Raw genomic sequence first — 23,581 nt, 5'->3', positions numbered from 1 at the left:
TTTCCTTCAACTGCGCTTTCCGATCTTGGCTGCCTTGTCGGCGTCATACCACCACAGCGAGGGAAGACCCGAACGGCCGTATTTTGGCAACGGCTCGGCGTGGCTGAAACGATCCCAGCGGGCGTAGCGCGAGAAACCATAGGTGAATTGCGGCACGACGTAGAAGTTCCAGAGCAGCACACGGTCTAGCGCCCGGGTCGCCGCCACCAGTCCCTCACGGTCCTTGGCAAAAATCACTTGCTCGATCAGCGCATCGACCGCGGGATTCTTGATGCCGGCCGTGTTCCTCGAACCCGGCTGGTCGGCGGTGCGGGTGCTCCAGAATTCCCGCTGCTCATTGCCTGGCGACAGAGACTGCCCCCATTGATCAATGATCATGTCGAAATCGAAACTGCGGATACGATTTTGATATTGCGCGTCATCCGCTACCCGGATCGACGTCGTGACTCCGATGCGTTCAAGCGATGGCTTGAAAAACAGGGCAATGCGCTCGGCAGACGGGTCCTGCACCAGGATTTCCACGGTCACAGGCTTGCCGTTGCTATCGACGAGCTTCTGGTCGCGCACGAGAAAGCCTGCCTCCTTCAGCAGTCTCGCACTCTCCCGCAAATTGCCGCGCACCGCCTCGGGATTGCCGCCAACCGGATTGACATAGGGCTTTGTGAAGACTTCGGCCGGCACCTTGTCACGCACCGCTTCAAGGATTTGCAGTTCGCGTCCTTCCGGCAACCCGGATGATGCAAGCTCCGTACCCTCGAAATAGCTGTTGATGCGCTTGTACTGGCTGTAGAAGAGCTGCTTGTTCATCTCCTCGAAATCGTAGGCGTAATTGAATGCCCGCCGCAAACGCGCATCCTTGAATTGATCCCGGCGCAAATTGAGCACGAAGGCCTGCATCCGGCCTGAATCGTTGATCTTGAATTCTTCCTTGACGACGCGCTTCTCGACGACAGCCGGAAATTCATACTGCGTTGCCCATTGCTTGGCCGAGTTCTCGCTAATCCAGTCCGCCTGGTCCGCCTTGAAGGCCTCCAGCGCAACCAGATTGTCGCGAAAGAACTCGAAACGCAGTTGGTCGAAATTGTTCGTTCCGACCTGAGCCGGAATTTGCGCGCCCCAATAGTCCTTGACGCGTTCAAGTGTAACGGAGCGGCCCGCAACGAATTCCTTGATCCGATAAGGACCCGAGCCGAGCGGCGGCTCCAAGGTCGTTGCCGAGATGTCGCGCTTGCGGCCCTGGCTGTCGGTGCCTTCCCAATAGTGCTTGGGCAAGACCGGCAATTCACCGACGATGGTCGGCAGTTCACGATTTCCCGGGCCGTCAAAGGTGAACTTGATATCGCGCTCGCCGGCCTTCTCTGTCTTGACCACGTGCCGGTAATAGGAACCGTACATCGGACTGTGCTGCTTCAGCGCATCGATCGAGAAAATCACATCTTCGGGCGTGACCGGCTTGCCGTCGTGCCAGCGCGCCTCCTTGCGGAGACGGTAGACGACCCAGGAAAAGTCCTCCGGATGAGCCGCCGCTTCGGCTAGCAGGCCGTATTCGGTGACGACCTCATCCTGCGACTTGGTCATCAGCGTCTCATAGATCAGCGTGGCGGCCGGCGCGAGCGAACCTTTAACGCCGGCGACGGCGAGATTGAAGTTATCAAACGTGCCGATCGAGATCATCCGGGCGACGCCGCCCTTGGGGGCGCTCGGATTGACATAGTCGAAATGTTTGAAGTCGGCCGGATATTTGATGTCACCGAACAGGGAGAGCGCGTGGCGCCATTGCAACCCGTTGATTTCGGACTGGGCGCGGGCGACTTCAATCGAGAAAAGGTTCGCATTAAGCCCCAGTGCCGGAGCCATCGCGGCGACCGCGCCGCCTTGCAGGAGATGTCGTCGGGTGATCGCCAAATGCAGAATTCCTGTTGCTGCGCCCAAGGGCACGATCCTACTCGGAAAACCGGTGCCCACTTTTCCGGATCATGCTCCAGTGAGGACCCAATATAAGGCAAGGGTTCGACAAATTACGTTGCTTTTTCCTCATGTTATCAACCAACGAAACGCGCCGGTGCGGCGAAAGGTCCCGATAACAACAACGCGATCTAGGATACGCAAACGGCGTATCCGAATAGGCAAACGGCCAGGCAATGCCTGGCCGTCGTGTCGCCGAAGTCCGTGCAGGACTGTCGAAATGTTATTTCGCCGCCGTCGGCAGCGGGACCGGCTTGTCCGCCAGCGTGGCCAGATAAGCAATCACGTCGGCGCGCTCGCTGTCCTTGCTGATACCGGCAAAGCCCATCGCGGTGCCCGGGATAAAGCCCTTCGGATTGGCGAGGAACTTGTTGAGGTCGTCAAAGGTCCAGGTGCCGCCCTTGCCCTTCATCGCGGCAGAGAAATTGAAACCGCCGCGCCCCTCGCCCTTCTTCTCGTTGATGACACTGAACAGGTTCGGACCGACCCGGTTGGGGCCGCCCTTTTCGAAGGTGTGGCAGGCCGCGCACTTCTTGGCGGCGCCGAGGCCCTTTTCAACCGAGGCGGACTGCAGCAATTTCTCGATCGGCTCGGACGGTGCGGCGGCTTCCTTGGCCCCGCCCTGCGCCACTTCCTTCACGGCAATCTCGAAGCCCGGCTTTTCCGGCATATGGGGCGCGAAAATCGCGTTGGCGGCAAAGCTCGTCACCAGGACGATAAGGCAGGTGGCGAGAACGGCGCCGATGATCTTGTTGAGTTCGAAGGAGTCCATAGTGGCTCAGGCTCCAGGCCTTAAAGGATCGACTTAAAGGCCGGCAAAACGGCCGCGGTTTAGCCTCAGGAATCAGGCTTTCGCGCCGCACCCTCAGCAGGGTTGAGATATCGGTTTGCCCGGGCTCTGGCAACCCGTATAAACGCCCCGACTTTCCGCCAATCCCCATTATTTCCGGCCTGTTTTCGCTAACCCGTGACCTCGCGCCCGATGACCGAAACCCGCAACCTGGTGCTGATTCCCGCCCGCATGGCCGCCACGAGGCTGCCCGGCAAGCCGCTGCTGGACATCGGCGGGGTGCCGATGATCGTCCATGTGCTGCGGCGGGCGGAAGCCGCCAACATCGGCCGGGTCGCGGTCGCCACCGACACGGCGGAAATCGCCGCCGCCGTGACATCCCATGGCGGCTTGGCCGTCATGACCCGCCCCGAACACCCTTCGGGATCGGACCGGATTTACGAGGCGCTGAAAACCCTCGATCCCGAGGGCAAGGTCGAGATCGTGGTCAATCTGCAGGGCGATTTTCCGACCATTTCGACCGACAATATCCGCGACGTGCTGCCGCCGCTTGCCGACCCCGCGGTCGATATCGCAACCTTGGCGGCCGAGATTCACACCGAGGAAGAAGCCAACAATCCGAATGTGGTGAAGGCGGTCGGCTCGCCGATCGCTCCGCGAAGGTTGCGCGCGCTGTATTTTACGCGGGCAACGGCGCCCACCGGCGTCGGGCCGCGCTACCATCATATCGGCCTCTACGCCTACCGCCGCGCCGCGCTGGAGCGTTTCGTGGCGCTGCCACCCTCGCCGCTCGAGCAGCAGGAGAAACTCGAGCAGCTCCGAGCGCTGGAAGCCGGCATGCGGATCGACGTCATGATCGTGGACACGGTCCCGCGGGGCGTCGATACGCCGGCCGACCTCGAAACTGCCCGCCAGATACTGGCCAGAACCTGAACGGCTGATACAAGGCCCCAGAAAGACGACATGACAAGCAAGCTGAAAATCGCGTTCCAGGGCGAACCTGGTGCCAACTCGCATATCGCCATCGTCGAGGCCTATCCGGACGCCGAGCCGTTGCCGTGCCCGACCTTCGAGGACGCGCTGGCGGCGATCTCCTCAGGCGAAGCGGATTTGGGGATGATCCCGATCGAGAATTCGGTCGCCGGCCGCGTCGCCGACATCCATCACCTGCTGCCGCATTCCGGGCTGTTCATCGTCGGCGAATGGTTCCTGCCGATCCATCACCAGCTGATGGCGCCGCGTGGCGCCAAGCTCGCCGACATCAAGACCGTCGAGAGCCACGTCCACGCGCTCGGCCAGTGCCGCCGCATCATCCGCAAGCTCGGCATCAAGCCGGTCGTTTCGGGCGACACCGCCGGAAGCGCGCGCATCGTCGCCGAACGCGGCGACAAGCATTGCGCCTCGATCGCGTCACGCCTCGCCGCCAATATCTATGGTCTCGACATTCTCGCCGAGGACGTCGAGGACGAGGCCCACAACACCACCCGCTTCGTGGTGCTGGCGCGCGAGGCCAAATGGGCCGAACAGGGATCGGGGCCGCTGGTCACGACTTTTGTTTTCCGGGTGCGCAACCTTCCCGCCGCGCTCTACAAGGCGCTCGGCGGCTTTGCCACCAACGGCGTCAACATGACCAAGCTGGAAAGCTACATGGTCGACGGCGAATTCTTCGCCACGCAATTCTACGCCGACGTCGACGGCCATCCCGAGGACCGGGGCCTCGCGTTTGCGCTGGAGGAGCTGAAATTCTTCTCGCGCGAATTCCGCATCGTCGGCGTCTACCCGGCGCAGCCCTTCCGCGCCACGTTCAGCGAGATGGTGGAATAATCTCAGTTGTCGTCCCGGCGAACGCCGGGACCCATACCGCGTTGTGCTATCGATCGAAAAAAGGTGACTGACGTCGCGCCATCATGGATGGGCCGCGGCGTATGGGTCCCGGCTCAGGGCCGGGACGACAGGCGTTACGCCGCCGCTTTGCTGCTGAGCCCGAACGCATCCGCGAGCAGGCTATATGACTTCTTGCGCGCGTCGTGGTCGTAGACTGCGGTGATGATCATCAATTCATCCGGCTGGCTTGCCGTGATCATCGGCTGCAGCTTGGCCATCAGCGTCGCCGGGCTGCCGACGAACAGCCGCGAGCGGTTGCGCGTGATCGAGGCCCGTTCGGCGTCCGAATAGGGATAGGCCAGCGCCTCCTCGACGCTCGGCAAGGGCAGATACTGGCCGCGGTCGCGGCGCAGGCGATTGAGATCCATCGAGGAGGCGAGTTTTTCAGCCTCCGCGTCGGTTTCGGCGGCGACGGCTGCGATCGCCAGAATGCCGTGCGGCGCCGGGCGCCAGGCGGACGGCTTGAAGCGCGCGCGGTAATGCGTCATCGCCTCGATCGCATCATAGGAAGCAAAGTGATGCGCGAACGCGAAGCCCATGCCGACCTGGGCGGCGAGCTCGGAACTGTAGTCGCTGGATCCGAGCAGCCAGATCGGCGGCAGCGGCGAATCGTCCGGCATCGCCACCACATTGTTGTAGGGATGGCCGGCCGGGAAATCGCGCGTCTCCCACAGAATCAGCTCCTGCAGCCGTTCGAGGAAATCGTCGCCCTCGCGTTTGTCGAGCCGGCTGCGCAACGCATACGCCGTCGCGCCATCGGTGCCCGGCGCGCGGCCAAGGCCGAGATCGATGCGGCCGGGGAACAACGCCTCCAGCATCTTGAAGCGTTCGGCCACCACCAGCGGCGCGTGATTGGGCAGCATCACGCCGCCCGAGCCGACGCGGATGTTTTTCGTCACCGCCGCGATCTGTCCGATCATCAGATCGGGCGCGGGGCTCGCGACCGACGCGAGGTTGTGATGCTCGGCAAGCCAATAGCGGACATAGCCCAGCCCATCGACATGGCGGGCCAGATCGATGCTGTTGCGCAAGGCGGCTGCGGGTTTGGTGCCGGTGGTGACGACGGAAAGGTCGAGGACTGAAAGCGGGATCATCGCGCTAAGCTAGTGCGGCAGGTGGAAGCGACAAAGGCCCGGCCTGCGCAGATCAGGCCCGCGCTTCCGGGGATGGAGATCAGGCCCCGACGGTCGTCAGGTGGGACAAGATAACATAAATTGGTTCTATATCCATACTGCCCACTAGTTGATTGGAAGGCGGATAGGAACTAAAAATGGCACTTTGCTTTGTATTATCTACTATCTTTGCGCCAAATCTCTGAAAATCATCCTGCCCACCAATCTATTGTATCGGCCATAAATTTCACTATTCATGTAAAGATTGGGCAAATTCCCATCCTTGATGGGCTATTGGGACGGCCTCGTTTGGCCTATTTTAGCTGACGGCCGCTAGGCCTGATGCCCGTCCGTCTGTGGAGCCTGTGAGTGCCATGACCGAAGTTACGTCCGCCGCGTCCAACGGCCACCGCGCGCTGCAATCGCCAAAAATCTCCTTTGAGTTCTTCCCGCCGAAAACCGAGGAGATGGAGCGCTCGCTCTGGGAAACCATCAACCGGCTGGCGCCGCTTGCCCCCAATTTCGTGTCGGTGACCTATGGCGCCGGGGGATCGACGCGCGAGCGCACCCACTCGACCATCGCCCGCATCCTGAAAGAGACCAATCTGACGCCGGCCGCGCATCTGACCTGCGTCGGCGCCCCGAAGGGCGAGATCGACGACGTGGTCGCGCGCTATCACGAGATCGGCGTCCGCCACATCGTGGCGCTGCGCGGCGACCCCACGACCGGCATCGGCACCGCCTACAACGCGCATCCCGACGGCTATCAAAGCTCGCCCGACCTGATCGCCGGCATCAAGAAGCATTATCCCGATTTTGAAATTTCGGTCTCGGCCTATCCCGAGAAGCATCCGGAAAGCCCGAACCTCGACGCCGACATCGACACGCTGCAGGCCAAGGTCGACGCCGGTGCGGCGCGCGCCATCACCCAGGTGTTCTTCGATAACGACCTTTATTTGCGTTACCTCGATCGCGTCCGCGCCCGCGGCATCAGCATCCCGATCGTGCCCGGCATCATGCCGATGCACAATTTCAAGCAGGCCCGCAGCTTCGTGACCCGCGCCGGCACCACGGTGCCGTCCTGGCTCGCCGACAAATTCGAAGGGCTCGACGACGACGCCGAGACCCGCAAGCTGGTGGCCGCGACCGTGGCTGCCGGGCAGGTGCAGAAATTGGCAAAACAGGGCGTCGACACCTTTCACTTCTACACCATGAACCGCGCGGACCTCGTGTTCGCGATCAGCCATTTACTGGGCATCCGTCCCACTGGCGCACAGAAAGCTGCCTGATCCGATGACCGTACCTGTGTCCCCGAAGCGAACCGCCCTGCTCGCGGCTGCCCGCGAACGCATCCTGGTGCTCGACGGCGCCATGGGCACCATGATCCAGGGCCTGCAATATGACGAGGCGGCGTTCCGCGGCGAGCGTTTCAAGGATTTCCACCGCGACGTCCGCGGCAACAACGATCTGCTGATCCTGACCCAGCCGCAGGCGATCGAGGACATCCACGCCGATTATTTGCGCGCCGGCGCCGACATCGTCGCGACCAACACCTTCTCCTCGACCTCGATCGCGCAGGCCGATTACGAGATGTCGGACCTCGCCTACGAACTCAACCGCGACGGCGCGCGGCTCTGCCGCAATGCGGCCGAACGCGTCACCGCCGAGGACGGCAAACCGCGCTTCGTCGCCGGCGCGCTGGGGCCGACCAACCGCACGGCCTCGATCTCGCCTGATGTGTCCAACCCCGGCTACCGCGCCGTCACCTTCGACGATCTGCGCAAATCTTATGGCGAACAGATCAACGGCTTGCTCGACGGCGGCGCCGACCTGCTGCTGGTCGAAACCATTTTTGACACGCTCAACGCCAAGGCGGCGCTCTACGCGATCTCGGAAATCTGCGAACAACGCGGCATCGACGTGCCCGTGATGATCTCGGGCACCATCACCGACAAATCCGGCCGCCTCCTCTCCGGGCAATTGCCGGAAGCGTTCTGGAATTCGGTGCGGCACGCCAAGCCGATCACGATCGGCTTCAACTGCGCGCTCGGCGCCGAGGATTTGCGCGCCCACATCGCCGACATCGGGCGCGTCGCGGATACCCTTGTTTGCGCCTATCCCAACGCCGGCCTGCCCAATGAATTCGGCCAATATGACGAGAGCCCGGAATTCATGGCCGGACTGATCGGCGAATTCGCAGCTGCTGGTCTTGTCAATATCGTCGGCGGCTGCTGCGGTACCACGCCCGCCCACATCGCGGCGATTGCGGCGGCCGTCGCCCCGCACAAGCCCCGCGTCGTTCCCGTGATCGAGCCGCGCCTGCGGCTGTCCGGCCTGGAGCCGTTTGAACTGACACCCGCGATCCCGTTTGTGAACGTCGGCGAGCGCACCAACGTCACGGGTTCGGCGAAATTCCGTAAATTGATCACTGCCGGCGATTACACCGCCGCGCTTCAGGTCGCGCGCGACCAGGTCGAGAACGGCGCCCAGATCATCGACGTCAACATGGACGAGGGTTTGCTGGATTCCGAAGCCGCGATGGTGACGTTCCTCAACCTCGTCGCCGCCGAGCCCGATATCGCCCGCGTTCCTGTGATGGTCGATTCCTCGAAATTCAGCGTGATCGAAGCCGGCCTGAAATGCGTTCAGGGCAAGCCGGTGGTGAACTCGATCTCGATGAAGGAGGGCGTGGAGAAATTCATCCACGAGGCCCGCATCGCGCAGCGCCATGGCGCCGCCGTGGTCGTGATGGCGTTCGACGAGGTCGGACAGGCCGATACGTTTGCGCGCAAGACCGAAATCTGCAAGCGCGCCTATGACATCCTGGTCGACGAGCTCGGCTTCCCGCCCGAAGACATCATCTTCGACCCGAACATCTTTGCGATCGCAACCGGCCTCGAGGAGCACAATAATTACGGCGTCGACTTCATCGAGGCGACGCGCTGGATCCGCCAGAACCTGCCGCATGCCCATATTTCCGGCGGCGTTTCCAACCTCTCCTTCTCGTTCCGCGGCAATGAGCCGGTGCGCGAGGCGATGCATTCGGTGTTCCTGTATCACGCCATCAAGGCCGGCATGGACATGGGCATCGTCAATGCCGGGCAGATGATCGTCTATGACGACATCGACCCCGAGCTGCGCCAGGTCTGCGAAGACGTCATCCTCAACCGCGACCCCGGTTCGTCCGAGCGGCTGCTGGCGCTGGCGGAGAAATTCCGCGGCAAGGAGAAGCAGACCAAGGAGCAGGATCTGGCCTGGCGCGAATGGCCGGTCGAGAAGCGGCTTTCTCACGCGCTGGTGCACGGCATCACCGAATATATCGAGGAAGACACCGAAGCGGTGCGCAAGACCGTCGAGCGGCCGCTCAACGTGATCGAAGGCCCGCTGATGGACGGCATGAACATCGTCGGCGACCTCTTCGGCGACGGCAAGATGTTCCTGCCGCAGGTGGTGAAGTCCGCCCGCGTGATGAAGCAGGCGGTGGCCTATCTGATGCCGTTCATGGAAGAGGAGAAGGCGCGCAACCTCGCCAATGGCGTCACCAGCAACGGCGGCCGCAACGCCGCCGGCAAGATCGTGCTCGCGACCGTCAAGGGCGACGTCCACGACATCGGCAAGAACATCGTCGGCATCGTGCTGCAATGTAACAATTTCGAGGTGATCGACCTCGGCGTCATGGTGCCGGCGGCCAAGATCATCGAGACCGCCAAGGCCGAGGGCGCCGACATCATCGGGCTCTCCGGCCTGATCACGCCCTCGCTGGACGAGATGAGCTTCCTCGCCGGCGAGATGCAGCGGCAGGGCATGAACATGCCGCTGTTGATCGGCGGCGCCACCACCAGCCGTGTTCACACCGCCGTCAAGATCGACCCGAACTACAAGGGCGGCCCGGTGGTGCATGTCAACGACGCCAGCCGCGCCGTCGGCGTGGCCTCGTCGCTGCTGTCGCCGGACCGCCGCGAGGCCTATGCCGCCGATATCAGGACCGAATACGCGAAAATCTCCGCGGCGCATTTCCGCGCCCAGGCCGACAAGAAGCGGCTCAAGCTGGCCGTTGCGCGCGCCAACGCTGTGACTATCGACTTTGCCAAGACGCCGCCGAAGAAGCCGGCATTCCTGGGCATCCGCAGCTTTGACGCCTACGACCTTGCGGAACTCGCCGAATACATCGACTGGACGCCGTTCTTCCAGACCTGGGAATTGACCGGGCGCTTCCCGGCCATCCTCGACGATCCCAAGATCGGCGAAGTCGCCCGCTCGCTCTATGACGACGCGCGCAAGATGCTGGACCTGATCATCAAGGAGAAATGGTTCACGGCGCGTGCGACGATCGGCTTCTGGCCGGCCAACGCGCAAGGCGACGACATCAAGGTTTACGCGGACGATGCCCGCAAGACCGAGATCGCGACCTTCCACACGCTGCGCCAGCAGCTGGAGAAACGCGAAGGCCGCTTCAATTCGGCGCTGTCGGATTTCATCGCGCCGGCATCTTCCGGCGTGCCTGACTATATCGGCGCCTTCGTGGTCACCGCCGGGATCGGCGAGGACGTCGTTGCCGACCGCTTCAAGAACGCCAATGACGATTACTCCTCGATCCTGTGCAAGGCGCTGGCCGATCGTCTGGCCGAAGCCTTCGCCGAACGCATGCATGCGCGCGTGCGCCGGGAATTCTGGGGCTATGCGCCGGACGAGGCGCTGGCGCCGGATCAGCTCATTCTCGAACAATATGCCGGCATCCGCCCGGCGCCCGGCTATCCCGCGCAGCCCGATCACACCGAGAAGGCGACGCTGTTCCGGCTGCTCGATGCGGAGAATACCGCGGGCGTAAAACTCACCGAGAGTTATGCGATGTGGCCGGGCTCGTCGGTGTCCGGGCTCTATTTCAGCCACGCCGAGAGTTTTTACTTCGGCGTCGGCAAGATCGAGCGCGACCAGGTCGAGGACTACGCCGCGCGCAAGGGCATGAGCGTCGCCGAGACCGAGCGCTGGCTGGCGCCGGTGCTGAACTATATCCCGTCGCAGGATCAGCCGGCGACACCGGCGCCTGCGCCGATCGCAGCGGTTCCGGCCAACGACGTCGCCTCGCATCCGCCCGGCTGCACCTGCGTGGTGCATCTGGCGTATCGCAAGAAGGCGGTGGGGGCGTAAGGCCTCTCCCGGCACATACCGCTGTCATCACCGGGCTTGACCCGGTGATCCATCTCAGGAGACTCTCGCGAAGGTTGATGGATGCCCGGGTCAAGCCCGGGCATGACAGAGTGTGCCGGAGTTCCCCCATGAAATTCTTCTCCTTTTGGCGATCGCTGGCGAGCTTTCGCGTTCGCATCGCGCTCAATCTGAAGAACCTCCCCGCCGAAGTCGTGTTCATCGATCTCGACGCCAACGCGCAGCGCGGCGAAGAATATCGCCGCATCAATCCGCAGATGGCGCTGCCGTCGCTGGTGCTGGATGACGGCACCGTGCTGTTCCAGTCGCTCGCGATCCTCGAATATCTCGAGGAGACGCACCCCGCCCCGGCGCTGCTGCCATCCGATCCGCGCGGCCGCGCCCGGGTGCGCGGGCTCGCGCAAATGGTCGCCTGCGAAGGCCACCCGCTGCTGACGCCACGGGTACGCCGCTATCTCGATCACGAACTGAATTTGCGCGACACCCAGCAGGCGGCGTGGCGGCGGCACTGGACCGTGGAGACGCTGGCGGCGCTGGAAGGCCATCTTGCCGGCCACAAGGAGACCGGTCGCTTTTGTCATGGCGATGCGCCTGGCATGGCCGACATCTGCCTGGTCACCCACGTCACCGCGGCGGTCAATCAGCAGATCGACCTTGCGCCCTATCCGGCCGTGAAGCGCATCTTCGAGACCGCGATGGCGCTGCCGGAATTTGCAAGCGCCCATCCATCGATGCAGCCCGATACGCCGGAGGCGATGCGGCCGAAGGGGTGAGGCTGCTTTAGCAAGCGTTCTGCTCACCACCGCTGTCGTCCCGGCGAACGCCGGGACCCATACGCCGCGGCGGCAATTGTTCGCGGAAGGTCTCTGACGCCAGCGCTCTAACCGATGGGCCGCGGCGTATGGGTCCCCCGATGCGCAATTGCGCATCTGAGCTCAAGGCCGGGACGACGGTGGAGATTGTTGATACGCCTGCTCCTATTTCCGTCAACTTTGACCGCCAAGCATAATATCCGTAGTTTACGCGAAGCGTGGTTCCCCGGGGCCCCGTCGTTGATTTCAGAGCAAAGCGGTTTTCCAAAATGCGAATGAAGAACGCTGCACTGTTTGCCATCGGATTTTTGTCTGTCAGCTTTTGGCTGCCTGACGGTGCGATAGGCCAAACCTCGCTTGCCCCCCCGCTTGCCCGGCCGGCGCCATCGCCGGACGAGGCTGTGCCACCGCCTCCGGCTGTGATCCGGGCTTCGCCACCAACGGCGGCCGACGACGCTCCTCCACCGGCGGCGACCGCCAAACGCGCGGCGCCGCCGCTGGCCACCAGGGACACATCGTCGCCGAAACCGGCGGCAGACTATGACGGTTTCACCACCGATGTTCAGAACGCGCCCGTTGCAAAGCCACCGGACCTGCCACGCACAGCCAAACGGTCGAAGCCCATGAAAGAGCCCGATGGCATCGCGGGGCAACCGTGGGCCGATTCTGCGGAAGATGTGCAGCTCAGGCGCAAGCTGACGATCTGCCGCGACTGCAAATAGCGGCGTCACCCCAGATGTGCAATTGCACATCTGGGAATAATGGTGGAGAGCGAAACCCTCACCCCTTCGGCGGATCGAGCCGCTGCAAAATTTCCTGGAACGGCGGCAGCGCCTCGCAGCGCGCGGCGTGGGCTTGCAGCGCTGGATAGCGCGCATCGAACAGCGCGGGGTGCGCTTCGCTCGTGAAGCGCAATGCGCAGGCGATCATGATGTCGGCGTGGCCGATGCGCTCGCCGAACCAGTATGGCGTCGGGATCGCCTCGCGCTCTTTCTCCAGCATCTCGAGCACGCCGCCGATTTGCGTCTGGCAGCGCTCGACCCAGAGCTGTAGCTGGTCCTTGCGCAGCACCCGCTCGTAGATCAGGCTGACCGCCTTGTCGGCGAGGCCGCTGCCGAGCGCGCAGATCCGCAATTGCCGGCGGCGCAAATCGCCGCGCTCGGCCATCATCGCCGCTTCCGGGCCGACCAGTTCATCCAGCGCATCCAGGATCGACGCGCTCTCGATCAGCGCCTCGCCACTGTCGAGCACCAGCGTCGGCACCCGGCGCAACGGGTTGTACGGCGCGATCTTGTCTGCATCGCCGAAGGTCGACCACGGCCGGTGCTCGAACGGCAAGCCATACAGCCGCAGCGCAATCGCGACGCGGCGGACGAAGGGGGAGTCGTATTGGCCGATCAGGAACATGGGTGACTGTGTCCTACTTGTAATGGCCGGGCGCCAGCGCGAAGCGCGTCTTTATGCTAGCTACCCGGCCATCCATCTGCTTTGAAGGTGTCATCATGAAGTGGGATGGATGCCCGGATCAAGTCCGGGCATGACATTCCCCAAACGGAAGGACCGCCATGCGCCTGCCACTCAACGTCCTCGGGCTTTCGCTGCTGCTCCTTGCCGGCTCAGCTCACGCCCAGAGCGGCCCCACCGGCTTCCAGTCGCCATCGAAAAACATCGCCTGCGCCTATTTCGACTACGACAAGCAGAACACGCTCCGCTGCGACATCATGGAAGCCACGGTGACCGCACGGCGGCCGGCCGATTGCGATCTCGAATGGGGCAAGGCGTTCGAGATGAACGCGAAGGGTGGCGCGACGCGCCTTTGCTACGGCGACACGGTCATGGACCCGAAGATGCCGCTGCTCGCCTATGGCGAAGTCTGGCAGCGCGGCGGCTTTACCTGCACGTCGGAGCAGACGGGCGTCACGTGCTTCAATGCGGACCGCCGCGGGTTTTCGCTGTCGCGGGCGAAGCAGGATTTGTTTTAGAGTGAAGCTCCGGCTCATATCGATATTGTTGATGCTGCCACTGTTGATTGTCCGTGCGCAGGGACAGAACGGAATGCAATCTCCATCTCTTAAGGTCATCGGTCTATATTCACTTAGCGCCGACAAGGAAGCCTACTCGCGCTTCATCAGGGAAAAGATCGCATCCGGCGACCCGGCTAACCTTTCCGAAGAGGTCAAGGAAAAGCTTCGGCGCTTGGGTCGAGACCCACAGCCCTACACCGACACGGATCGACAGGAAGAGGAAGAAGAGCTCCGTTTTCACATGGATGAAGCGGCCGTGATCGAGGTAATGGTCTCGAACCCCGACGCGAGCTTCGATATCGGAAAGTTCGTCCAACCAGATCCGGCGCAGTCCGAGAACTTCTGGCAGGTGGCATGGAACGAAAAGTTTCTCACGCCGGATGGCAAGACACTCATCGACCTCAGCCGTACCCAGAAATTACCAGAAGCGTCTCAATATCGCGTCGTCTTTGTTGTCCATTTCTGGAAACCAAACCTGCCGTTACGATCCAGCTATGGAGAACTCGCGCTTCCCGCGCGGCAACCGCTGCCGGAACGATTGTGGCGGCTGGCACCATACGAGCTACCTAACTGAGGCCTCAAGACACGTCGTCATACTCCGCGAAGGCGGAGTATCCAGTACGCCGGGGTGCCGCGGTTCCATCGCTGACGCCTCTGGAATACTGGATCACCCGCTTTCGCGGGTGATGACTGCGGTGGTCTTTGCAGCGACCTGGCATCACTCAATCACCGGCACATGCCTCGCCGCGTCACGCGGCGCGGTGCCGTCGAGCCGCGGGTCGTCCTCGATCTCGATTTGCCGCCGGAAGGCGCGAAAGCCCGAGCGCTGATAGAACGCCACGGCTGACGGATGATCGTGCGTGCAGGTGTGCACCCAAAACCGCTCGATCGGCCGCGACCAGGACAGCTCCAGCGCGCGGTTCATCAGCCAGCGGCCGGCGCCGCTGCCGATCAGTTTTGCGGTAACGCCGAAGAACGCGAGCTCGCACTGGCCGGCCTCGCGAAAGTCCAGCTCCAGCAGGCCTTCGCCGCGGCCCTCATGCTCCAGCGCATAGACCTCCACCAGCGGCGAATGGATGATCGCGGCGAGCTTGGCATCCGACATCCGCGTCCGCGAAATCCACAGCCACTCCTCGCCGACGCGGCGGAACAGTTCGCGATACCAGTCAAGCGCGGGCGTCTCGACCCGGCGCAGCGTCCATGCGCCCGCAGGGTCGGACGGGATCGCGGGGAGTTCGGTCATCTCCAGATGCGTAACGACGGTGGCGATCTTGCCGGAGGGAACGTCGAAGTCGCCGTCGGGGAGGGTCATTGCGCTGCTCTGGGTCGAAGGAAGTAAGACGTGGATCGCCGGGTCAAGCCCGGCGATGACGGGTGGAGTTACCCTTCCCCCTCATCGCTCGCGAGTAAGCCCTTCACCGCCCTCGCCCACCCTGCAAGCTTGCGCTCTCTTGTCGCCGCACTCATCGCCGGCTTGAAGCGATGCTCCAGCCGCCAATTGTCGGCGAACTTCGCGGGCTCGGGATAGACACCCGCCTGCAGACCCGCGAGGTAGGCGGCGCCCAGCGCGGTGGTTTCCTGGATCATCGGGCGATCGACGGGGGCGTCGAGCAGGTCGGCGAGGCGCTGCATGGTCCAGTCGGAGGCGGTCATGCCGCCGTCGACGCGGAGCACGATGTTGGCGGCTTTGGCGTCGGGCCAGTCGGCGCGCATCGCGGCCCAGAGATCGAACGTCTGGTAGCAGACGCTCTCCAGCGCGGCGTGCGCGAGTTCGGCGGGGCCGGTGTTGCGGGTGAGGCCGAACAGCGCGCCGCGCACGCGGGGATTCCAGTAGGGCGCGCCGAGGCCGACGAAGGCCGGCACCAGATAGACGCTCTGCATGGAATCGGATTTGTCGGCGAGCGGGCCGGTTTCCGACGCCTGCTTGATGATGCCGAGGCCGTCGCGCAGCCATTGCACCGCGGAGCCGGCGACGAAGATCGAGCCTTCCAGCGCATAGGTGCGCTTGCCGTTCAACTGATAGGCGATGGTGGTGAGCAGCTTGTTCTTCGAGGCCACCGGCGTGGCGCCGGTGTTGAGCAGCGCGAAGCAGCCGGTGCCGTAGGTCGATTTGATCATGCCGGGGGTGAAGCAAGCCTGGCCGATGGTCGCGGCCTGCTGGTCGCCGGCGATGCCGGAGATCGCGATCACGCCGCCGAACAAATCTGGTTCGCTCTCGCCGAATTTGGCGGAGGAGTCCTTTACCTCGGGCAGCATCGAGCGCGGGACGCGCAGCAGTTTCAGCAGGTCGTCGTCCCACTCGCCGGTGTGGATGTTGAACAGCAGCGTGCGCGAGGCGTTGGTGGCGTCGGTCGCGTGCACCTTGCCGCCTGACAGACGCCACAGCAGATAGCAATCGACGGTGCCGAACATCAGCTCGCCGCGCGCAGCGCGTTCGCGCGCGCCGGGCACGTGGTCGAGGATCCAGGCGACTTTCGTGCCCGAGAAATAGGGATCGATGATCAGGCCGGTCTTGGCCGAGATCGCAGGCTCATGGCCTTCGGCCTTCAGTTTGGCGCAGATGTCGGCGGTGCGGCGGTCCTGCCAGACGATGGCGCGATGCACGGCCTGGCCGGTGGCGCGGTCCCAAACGACCGTGGTCTCGCGCTGGTTGGTGATGCCGATCGCGGCGATGTCTTTCGCCTTCAGGCCGGCTTTTTTTAGCGCGTCGCGGCAGACCATCACCGTGGAGGTCCAGATATCCTCCGGCTCGTGCTCGACCCAGCCCGAGGCCGGGAAATGCTGCGGGAATTCCTGCTGCGCCGTGGCGGCGATCGAAATGTCCGATCGAAACACGATGGCGCGCGAGGATGTGGTGCCCTGATCGATGGCCAGCACAAAGGACATGATGGTGCTTCCCGGAAAGGTTGGTGGTGGCCGAGAGGCAATCCGATTGGGAGGCGAAGGTCAATATCTCACCGTCGTCCCGGCCTTGAGCCGGGACCCATACGCCGCGGCCCATCGATCATGGCACAGTGTCGGCCACCTTGTTTCGGCCGATACCACAACGCGGTATGGGTCCCGGCGTTCGCCCATAGGCGCTAAGATAGCCGGGGCATCATTTGATAGCGACGTTTTCTTGGCGGTTCGCGGAGATGGCGCCGGAGGGCCAGCTTTGATCGACGCAGGGAGGCGATGGTGGGCTGTGGGATTACTGCCTGGAGTAGCGCGGCGATGAGGCGCTGGAGTAATCGCCAAGCGCCAGGCGGTGTCAGGCGGCTTCGGCCAAGCGGGGAGAGTCCTCGAGTTCGTCGATGAATGGCTCGAGCAGAAGAATGGTCAATAGATGAGCCAGCACATGAGGTCTGGCGGAGCGTTCGTCGGTCCCGGGTGGTCCCTTCAGGCCGATCAGGCTCTTCAGCCGCTTGAAGGCGAGTTCAATCCGCCATCGCAGGCGATAGAGAGCCAGAACATCAGCAGTCGCAAAATCTTTCGGCTTGAGCGAGGTTACCAGGATCACCCAATCCGCGGCGTCGAGCGTCTGCTGCGAGAGCTGGTGGCCTCCCTGCTGTGCGCCTCGGCGCGCCTTGCGCCGCGCAACGGCGGCAGCCTGCGCCGGCTTCTTGACCGCAACCAGACGCAAGGCGAGAGGCGCGCCGCGCTTGCGTTTTATCCAGATCGGTCGGTCGATCAGACCGCGGACTGACGCCTTCAACTCGGCGACAAGATCGACCACGTTGCCTTCGCCATCGAGCCAGCGGGCGCTCTTCCAACCGGCCCGGATCACGAGATCTGCGCCGGCTTCGATCAGGCTCGCCATGCGGTCCGGTTGTACATAGGCCCGATCGGCAAGGCGGATCTCCCCGGCAACCACCGGTATCCGGTCGAGCGTCTCGCCGGCCTGCTGATCGGTCAGTTCGAAGTGGCCAAAGCGCTCTTGCGGAAGATCAAACGCGCTATGAATACGCCACAACTCGTTCTTCTTCCTGGCGCCTGGCCCTTTCTTCGGCACCGTGGTGGCGTCAATGATACGGATGATCCGGCCGCGGCTCGCTTTCGGAGCGGCGGCGGCAAGCGCCTGACCCACCAGCATCGCGAGCCAGTCCCCGCACTGACGCAAGCGATACAGCAGCGCCACATTGGAAACGTCGACAAGGCCCACCGATGTCGCCCATGCCGCAGTCGACCGCAATCCCCCGTCGCCCAGACAATAGGCCAGGATCAGCCGCAGCAAATCCACCGCATTGGTGATCTCTCGCGGACGCAAGAATGCCTTCGTCTCCCGCGCCGTAACATGGAGCTTTTCCGCTCCACCAAGCCGCACGACAACGTTCGACCAGTCTTCGTTCAAAAGCGATTCGTGTCTCATGACACGTTGGAATCACAGATGGATTCCGATCCGCAAGACTATTTTAGCGCCTATGGGCGTTCGCCGGGACGACGCGTTGAGAGAGCGAGAAGCTACGTCGCCGCCGTGGTCACCCCGCCATCCACCACGATCGTCTGCCCGGTCATGAACGTCGACGCATCGGAGGCGAGATACGCCACCGCACCCGCGATTTCGTCGGGTTCGCCGATGCGGCGCAGCGGCGTGGTGGCGGTGCGGCGCTTCAGATTGTCCGGGTCTTCCCACAGCGCGCGGGCGAAATCGGTTTTCACGAGGCCCGGCGCCACGCAATTGACGCGGACGCCCTTCGGGCCCCATTCGCCGGCGAGGCTGCGGCACAGCGAGAAATCCGCGGCCTTGGAGATGCCGTAGGCGCCGATCACGGTGGAGCCGCGCAGGCCGCCGATCGAGGACACGATCACGACAGAGCCGTTGCCGCGTTCCGCCATCTGCGGGATCGCCTGCGCACACAGCCAGATGTTGCTCTTGACGTTGGAGCCCATGATCTTGTCGAAGGCCTCGTCCTTGATGTCGAGCAGCGGGCCGTAATAGGGATTGACCGCGGCGTTGCAGACCAGGATGTCGACCTTGCCGTAATGCTTTGTGGTGCCCGAAATCAGCGCGTCGACTTCCTCGCGGCGCGAGATGTTGCAGGGAATCACATGGGCATCGCCGCCGGCCTTCTTGATGCCTTCGGCGACCTCCACGCAGGCATCCGCCTTGCGGCTGGAGATCACGACCCTGGCGCCGAGTTTTGCCAACAGTTCCGCCGAGGAGCGGCCGATGCCGCGGCTCGAACCGGTGATGACGGCGACCTTGCCGGTGAGATCGAACGGGGTGTTTTTCATTGTTGCTTCCTCGCTGATTCTTTTTGCCGTCATTGCGAGGAGCAAAGCGACGAAGCAATCCACACTTGCTTTGCCGCGCGATGGATTGCTTCGCTTCGCTCGCAATGACGATCTTATCTAGTCATGCCCGGGCTTGCCCCGGGCATCCATCTTTTCAAGAGCGATGGATTGCCGGGTCAAGCCCGGCAATGACGGTGAGACTAAATCAACCCGCCCCCATCCGTCACACGGCGCAAATGATAATCCGTGTCGCCAAAGGTGTTCTCGATCATGGTCAGGCGCTTGAAGTAGTGGCCGATCTTGGCTTCCTGGGTCATGCCGATGCCGCCATGGAGCTGGATCGACTGCTGGCCGACGAACTTCAGCGACTTGCCGATCTGCACCTTGGCGGCAGCCACCGCCGTCGCGCGCTCCTTGGCGTTGTCGAAATCGGCCGCCATGGTCGCGAACATCGACATGCTGCGGGCCTGTTCGACGGCGACGAACATGTCGGCGGCACGGTGCTGCAGGGTCTGGAAGGTGCCGATCGCGACGCCGAACTGTTTTCGCGTTTTCAGGTACTCGACCGTGGATTTCAGCGATTCATCCATCGCGCCGACGGCTTCGGCGCACATCGCGGTGCGGGCGTCGTCGACCACGCGCTCGATCAGATCAAGCGCGTTCTCGGGATCGCCGATCGCAGCCTCGGCGCCAACCTCGACGCCGGTCAGCGTGATGTCGGCGGCGTGCAGGCCGTCCTGGGTCGGATAGCCCTTGCGGCTGATGCCCTTGGCATTGGCCGGCACCAGGAACACGCCGATGCCGCTCTTGTCGCGCCGCTCGCCCTTGGTGCGCGCGGTCACGATCAGGGTGTCGGCGTTCTCGCCGTTGATCACGACGAATTTTTCGCCGTCGATCACCCAGCCCGCGCCCTTTTTCTTCGCCGTCGTCGCGACGTCGGAAAGATCATAGCGCGAGTTCTTCTCGAGCTGCGCGAAGGCAAAGGTCTTGCTGCCGTCGATGATCCCGGGAATATGCGCGGCCTTCTGTTCGGCCGAGCCGCCATGGCGCAGGAAGCCGCCGGCGATCACAACCGTGGCCAGATAAGGCTCCAGCACCAGCGCCTTGCCCATCGCCTCCATCACGATCGCGGTCTCGACCGCGCCGGCGCCAAAGCCGCCGTCTTCTTCCGAAAACGGAAGACCGAGCAAGCCCTGTTCGGCGAGCTTGCCCCAGACCGTCCTGCTCCAGCCGCCCTTCTCGGTGCGGTATTTCTTGCGCGCCTCGAAGTCGTAGGAATCGTTGAGGAGACCGTCGACGCTTTCCTTGAGAAGCCGCTGCTCCTCGGACAAATCAAAATCCATGTTGTTTACTCTCTCCGGCTATCGATGCGGCAACGCTGTTGCCCGGTTCTCCCCTCGTCATCCCCGCCTTGTGCGCAATTGCGCACTGGGGCGGGGATCCAGTAATCACAGGCGTTCGTTGTAACCATGACCGCCGCGGCGTACTGGGTCCCCCGCTTTCGCGGGGGACGACACCTGTTGTTAGTCGAACGTCACAGCCGCAGCACCGCCTTGGTGATGATGTTGCGCTGGATCTCGTTGGAGCCGCCGTAGATCGAGACCTTGCGGTTGTTGAAGTAGCTCGGCGCGATCTGCGCGGTCCAGTCCATCGCCTCGTTGGAGCCGTCGTCGCCATGCTCGTCATAGGGCGCGGCGAACGGGCCGATCACTTCCATCAGGAGTTCGGTGGTGGTCTGCTGGATTTCCGAGCCCTTGATCTTCAAGACCGAGGACGCCGGATTGGGCTTGCCCTTGCCGTGCTTGCCTTCATCGGCGACGACGCGCAGCTGCGTCAGCTCGAGCGCCTTCAGCTCGATCTCGCAGGCCGCGAGCTTCTCGCGGAAACCCTGGTCTTCGAGCACGGGCTTGCCGTTGGATTCGACCTTGGCGGCGAGTTCCTTGATGCGGCGCAGCCGCTCCTTGGAAACGCCGACCCGGGCGATGCCGGTGCGCTCATTGCCGAGCAGGAACTTGGCGTAATCCCAGCCCTTGTTCTCCTCGCCGATCAAATTCTCGACGGGCACCTCGACGTCGTCGAAGAACACTTCGTTGACCTCGTGGCCGCCGTCGATGGTTTCGATCGGGCGCACCGTGATGCCCTTCGACTTCATGTCGAACACGATGAACGAGATGCCCATCTGCTTCTTGGCGTTGTTGTCGGTGCGGCAGAGGCAGAAGATCATGTCGGCGTGCTGGGCCAGCGTGGTCCAGGTCTTCTGGCCGTTGATGATGTATTTATCGCCACGGCGCTCGGCCTTGGTCTTCAGCGAAGCGAGGTCCGATCCGGAGCCCGGCTCCGAAAAGCCCTGGCACCACCAGTCGTCGACATTGGCGATGCGCGGCAGATACTGCTTCTTCTGCGCTTCATTGCCGAAGGTGTAGATCACGGGCCCGACCATGCTGACGCCGAAGGCGAGCGGCGCCGGCGCCGGGTGCATCTGCAGCTCTTCGTTGAAGATGTAATGCTGCACGGAGGTCCACCCCGTGCCGCCATATTCCTTCGGCCAGTGCGAGACGCCCCAGCCCTTCTTGTTCAGGATGCGCCACCAGGTCACCATCTCGTCCTTGGAAAGGTGGCGGCCTTCCTGCAGCTTGCGCCGTGTATCCGGCGGCACGTTGTCTTTGAAGAAGGCCCGCACTTCCTCACGAAACGCTATCTCTTCCTTGCTGAAAGCGAGATCCATCGGATCCTCCTGTGAGCGAATTAGAACTACGAATTCTCTTTACTTGCGTCGTTCCGGCCTAGTGCGCGAGTGCGCACGGGGGCCGGGACCCATAACCACCGATGTTTTTTGTAGCAAAGGCAACTGGCTCCATCTTCCATCATCGCCGGCACGGCGTATGGGTCCCGGCCTTCGCCGGGACGACGATGGAGTGGTTACCACCTCACTCACGCACGGCCTCCCGATGCCAATTGTGGTTTGGCCTGCGGCGAAGGCTGCCGCAGACGCAATTCGTGGCGCGAGAGCTTGCCGACCGGCGTGCGCGGCAATTCATCGACGAAATCGAGCGCGGCCGGGATTTCATGCTTGCCGAGCTTGCCGGTGAGGAAGCTACGCAGCTCTTCCAGCGCGAACGGTTTTGCATCCGCGCGCAGCTTTATGAAGGCTTTTGCGGCCTCGCCGCGGTAATCGTCGGGAATACCGATCACGATCACTTCCTGCACGGCGGGATGGGTGTAGATCGCCTGCTCGATCATCTGCGGGTAGACGTTGAAGCCGCCGGAGATGATCATGTCCTTCTTGCGGTCGACCAGATAGAAATAGCCGTCGCCATCCATGTAGCCGATATCGCCGGTCAGGAAGCGGTCGCCGACGAACGCTTCCGCGGTTTCCTTCGGCCGGTTCCAGTAGCCTTTGGTGACGTTCGGCCCGCGGATGCGGATTTCGCCGACTTCGCCGACCGGCATCAATTGTGTGGGATCGTCGAGCGACACCACGTCCATCTCGATCCCCGGCAGCATCAACCCGATCGAGCCCGGCTTCTCCGGGCCTTCCTTGGGATGGGCGGTGCCGGGCGAGCAGGTCTCGGTCATGCCCCAGCCGCTCTTCAGCTTCATGCCGACCCTCTGTTCGAGGATCCGCGCGACCTCGACCGGCAGCGGTGCGCCGCCCGAGCCGACGCTGACCAGCGAGGACAGATCGCGCTTATCGAGATCGGGCAATGCCGCGATCGCGATCCACATCGTCGGCACGCCGGGGAACGCCGTGGCGCGCTTCAACTCAATGTCGCGCATCACGGCGTCGACATCAAAGCGCTGGTGCAGCGAGATCAGATTGCCGCGCCGGATCGACGACAGCAGCACGACCGTCAGCGCGTAGATATGGAACAGCGGCAACACACAGATCACGCGCTCGATCGCGTTGCGCTCGGCGCGCGACGGCGCACCCCAGACGTCATAGACCGAAACGGCAGAAGTCAGGTTGCCGTGGCTGAGCATGGCGCCCTTCGGCAGGCCCGTGGTGCCGCCGGTATATTGCAGCAGCGCGACATCGTCGGCGCTCATGACAGGCCATTGCGCAGGCCTCACCGCGCCGTCGGTGAATTGCTTGTAGGTGATGACAGCCGGGTTATCCGGCAGCTTGGTCTGCGGCGTGCCGACCTTGCCCCAATCATCGTCCTCGCAGACGATCAGGCGATCGAGCAGGCCCTTGTCGAGGAATTTCAGCGCCGTCGGCAACAACGCCGACAAATTGCTGGTGACCAGCACGCGCGCGCCGGAATCGGAGAGCTTGTGCGACAGCGCGATCTCGCCGTCGAGCGGGCTGAGATGCACGATGCGGGCACCTGCCTTCAACGCGCCGAAGAAATTGACGGGATGATCCGGCGAATTGCCGAGGAACAGCGCGACCGATTGATCCTTGCCGTAGCCTGCGCGCAGGAAGGCCGAGGCTGCCGTCTCCACCAGGGCCTCCAGCCCGGCATAGCTGATCGACCGGTCGCGAAATTCAATCGCGGGACGCGATCCGAACTCGGCGGCCGCTGCCGACAACAGGTCAGGCAGCGTGCCGCGCGCAATCGGATCGTTCCAGTGAACGCCGTGCGGATAGAACTGTTCGCCGGGATGGGTCAT

18 protein-coding genes are annotated in these 23,581 nt (G+C 63.1%); 7 read left to right on the top strand and 11 right to left on the bottom strand.

What is annotated here, in order from left to right:
* Nucleotides 1-6: 6 nt before the first annotated feature.
* Both JQ567_RS30365 and JQ567_RS30360 read right to left on the bottom strand, forming a co-directional pair.
* Complete coding sequence (locus JQ567_RS30365; RefSeq protein WP_212442258.1) at nucleotides 7-1,857, bottom strand: extracellular solute-binding protein; 1,851 nt, start codon at nucleotides 1,855-1,857, stop codon at nucleotides 7-9.
* Between the two features lie 331 nt (nucleotides 1,858-2,188).
* A complete protein-coding gene (locus JQ567_RS30360) occupies nucleotides 2,189-2,737 on the bottom strand; it encodes a cytochrome c family protein (RefSeq protein ID WP_212442235.1) in 549 nt (182 codons plus the stop codon).
* Nucleotides 2,738-2,947: 210 nt separating this feature from the next.
* Here JQ567_RS30360 and JQ567_RS30355 point away from each other — a divergent pair, with 210 nt between their 5' ends.
* Both JQ567_RS30355 and JQ567_RS30350 read left to right on the top strand, forming a co-directional pair.
* Nucleotides 2,948-3,688, top strand: a complete 741-nt coding sequence (locus JQ567_RS30355) for a 3-deoxy-manno-octulosonate cytidylyltransferase (RefSeq protein WP_212442234.1) — start codon at nucleotides 2,948-2,950, stop codon at nucleotides 3,686-3,688.
* Nucleotides 3,689-3,718: 30 nt separating this feature from the next.
* The gene (locus tag JQ567_RS30350) at nucleotides 3,719-4,579 is read left to right on the top strand and encodes a prephenate dehydratase (protein ID WP_212442233.1); all 861 of its coding nucleotides are present in this window, start codon (nucleotides 3,719-3,721) and stop codon (nucleotides 4,577-4,579) included.
* A 134-nt stretch (nucleotides 4,580-4,713) separates the two neighbouring features.
* On the opposite strand, the gene JQ567_RS30345 is transcribed toward JQ567_RS30350, so the two are convergent.
* Nucleotides 4,714-5,733, bottom strand: coding sequence for an LLM class flavin-dependent oxidoreductase (locus JQ567_RS30345; RefSeq protein WP_212442232.1), 1,020 nt, complete (start codon nucleotides 5,731-5,733; stop codon nucleotides 4,714-4,716).
* A 392-nt stretch (nucleotides 5,734-6,125) separates the two neighbouring features.
* Here JQ567_RS30345 and metF point away from each other — a divergent pair, with 392 nt between their 5' ends.
* The 3 genes from metF (at nucleotide 6,126) to maiA (ending at nucleotide 11,690) form a co-directional block, all read left to right on the top strand.
* Nucleotides 6,126-7,040, top strand: coding sequence for a methylenetetrahydrofolate reductase [NAD(P)H] (gene metF / locus JQ567_RS30340; protein ID WP_212442231.1), 915 nt, complete (start codon nucleotides 6,126-6,128; stop codon nucleotides 7,038-7,040).
* Nucleotides 7,041-7,044: 4 nt separating this feature from the next.
* A complete protein-coding gene (metH, locus tag JQ567_RS30335; RefSeq protein WP_212442230.1) occupies nucleotides 7,045-10,899 on the top strand; it encodes a methionine synthase in 3,855 nt (1,284 codons plus the stop codon).
* A 128-nt stretch (nucleotides 10,900-11,027) separates the two neighbouring features.
* The gene (maiA, locus tag JQ567_RS30330; RefSeq protein ID WP_212442229.1) at nucleotides 11,028-11,690 is read left to right on the top strand and encodes a maleylacetoacetate isomerase; all 663 of its coding nucleotides are present in this window, start codon (nucleotides 11,028-11,030) and stop codon (nucleotides 11,688-11,690) included.
* An 819-nt stretch (nucleotides 11,691-12,509) separates the two neighbouring features.
* Here the strand turns inward: maiA and JQ567_RS30325 are convergent.
* Nucleotides 12,510-13,136 carry a glutathione S-transferase family protein gene (locus tag JQ567_RS30325; protein WP_212442228.1) on the bottom strand — a complete coding sequence of 209 codons (627 nt, stop codon included), beginning with the start codon at nucleotides 13,134-13,136 and terminating at the stop codon, nucleotides 12,510-12,512.
* Nucleotides 13,137-13,294: 158 nt separating this feature from the next.
* Between JQ567_RS30325 and JQ567_RS30320 the strand changes: the two genes are divergently transcribed.
* A complete protein-coding gene (locus tag JQ567_RS30320; protein ID WP_212442227.1) occupies nucleotides 13,295-13,711 on the top strand; it encodes a DUF6636 domain-containing protein in 417 nt (138 codons plus the stop codon).
* 31 nt (nucleotides 13,712-13,742) lie between these two features.
* Nucleotides 13,743-14,327: a hypothetical protein gene (locus tag JQ567_RS30315; protein ID WP_212442226.1), complete on the top strand. Its 585-nt coding sequence runs from the start codon at nucleotides 13,743-13,745 to the stop codon at nucleotides 14,325-14,327.
* 144 nt (nucleotides 14,328-14,471) lie between these two features.
* Here JQ567_RS30315 and JQ567_RS30310 read toward each other — a convergent pair whose 3' ends face one another.
* From JQ567_RS30310 to pimA, 7 genes are all read right to left on the bottom strand, one after another.
* Nucleotides 14,472-15,065: a GNAT family N-acetyltransferase gene (locus tag JQ567_RS30310; protein WP_212442225.1), complete on the bottom strand. Its 594-nt coding sequence runs from the start codon at nucleotides 15,063-15,065 to the stop codon at nucleotides 14,472-14,474.
* 68 nt (nucleotides 15,066-15,133) lie between these two features.
* Nucleotides 15,134-16,639, bottom strand: coding sequence for a glycerol kinase GlpK (glpK, locus tag JQ567_RS30305; RefSeq protein ID WP_212442224.1), 1,506 nt, complete (start codon nucleotides 16,637-16,639; stop codon nucleotides 15,134-15,136).
* A gap of 364 nt (nucleotides 16,640-17,003) precedes the next feature.
* Nucleotides 17,004-18,101, bottom strand: coding sequence for a transposase (locus JQ567_RS30300; protein ID WP_212442223.1), 1,098 nt, complete (start codon nucleotides 18,099-18,101; stop codon nucleotides 17,004-17,006).
* A gap of 92 nt (nucleotides 18,102-18,193) precedes the next feature.
* Nucleotides 18,194-18,967, bottom strand: a complete 774-nt coding sequence (locus tag JQ567_RS30295) for an SDR family NAD(P)-dependent oxidoreductase (protein ID WP_212442222.1) — start codon at nucleotides 18,965-18,967, stop codon at nucleotides 18,194-18,196.
* Between the two features lie 200 nt (nucleotides 18,968-19,167).
* A complete protein-coding gene (pimD, locus tag JQ567_RS30290) occupies nucleotides 19,168-20,310 on the bottom strand; it encodes a pimeloyl-CoA dehydrogenase small subunit (RefSeq protein WP_212442221.1) in 1,143 nt (380 codons plus the stop codon).
* 191 nt (nucleotides 20,311-20,501) lie between these two features.
* Nucleotides 20,502-21,692, bottom strand: a complete 1,191-nt coding sequence (gene pimC, locus JQ567_RS30285; protein WP_212442220.1) for a pimeloyl-CoA dehydrogenase large subunit — start codon at nucleotides 21,690-21,692, stop codon at nucleotides 20,502-20,504.
* Between the two features lie 206 nt (nucleotides 21,693-21,898).
* Nucleotides 21,899-23,581: a dicarboxylate--CoA ligase PimA gene (gene pimA / locus JQ567_RS30280; RefSeq protein WP_212442219.1), complete on the bottom strand. Its 1,683-nt coding sequence runs from the start codon at nucleotides 23,579-23,581 to the stop codon at nucleotides 21,899-21,901.

Origin of the sequence: Bradyrhizobium sp. AUGA SZCCT0431 (assembly GCF_018131065.1) — a bacterium.
Taxonomy (GTDB): Bacteria; Pseudomonadota; Alphaproteobacteria; order Rhizobiales; family Xanthobacteraceae; genus Bradyrhizobium.
Note: the sequence above shows the minus strand (reverse complement) of the source record. Positions and strands in the feature narration are given on the sequence as shown.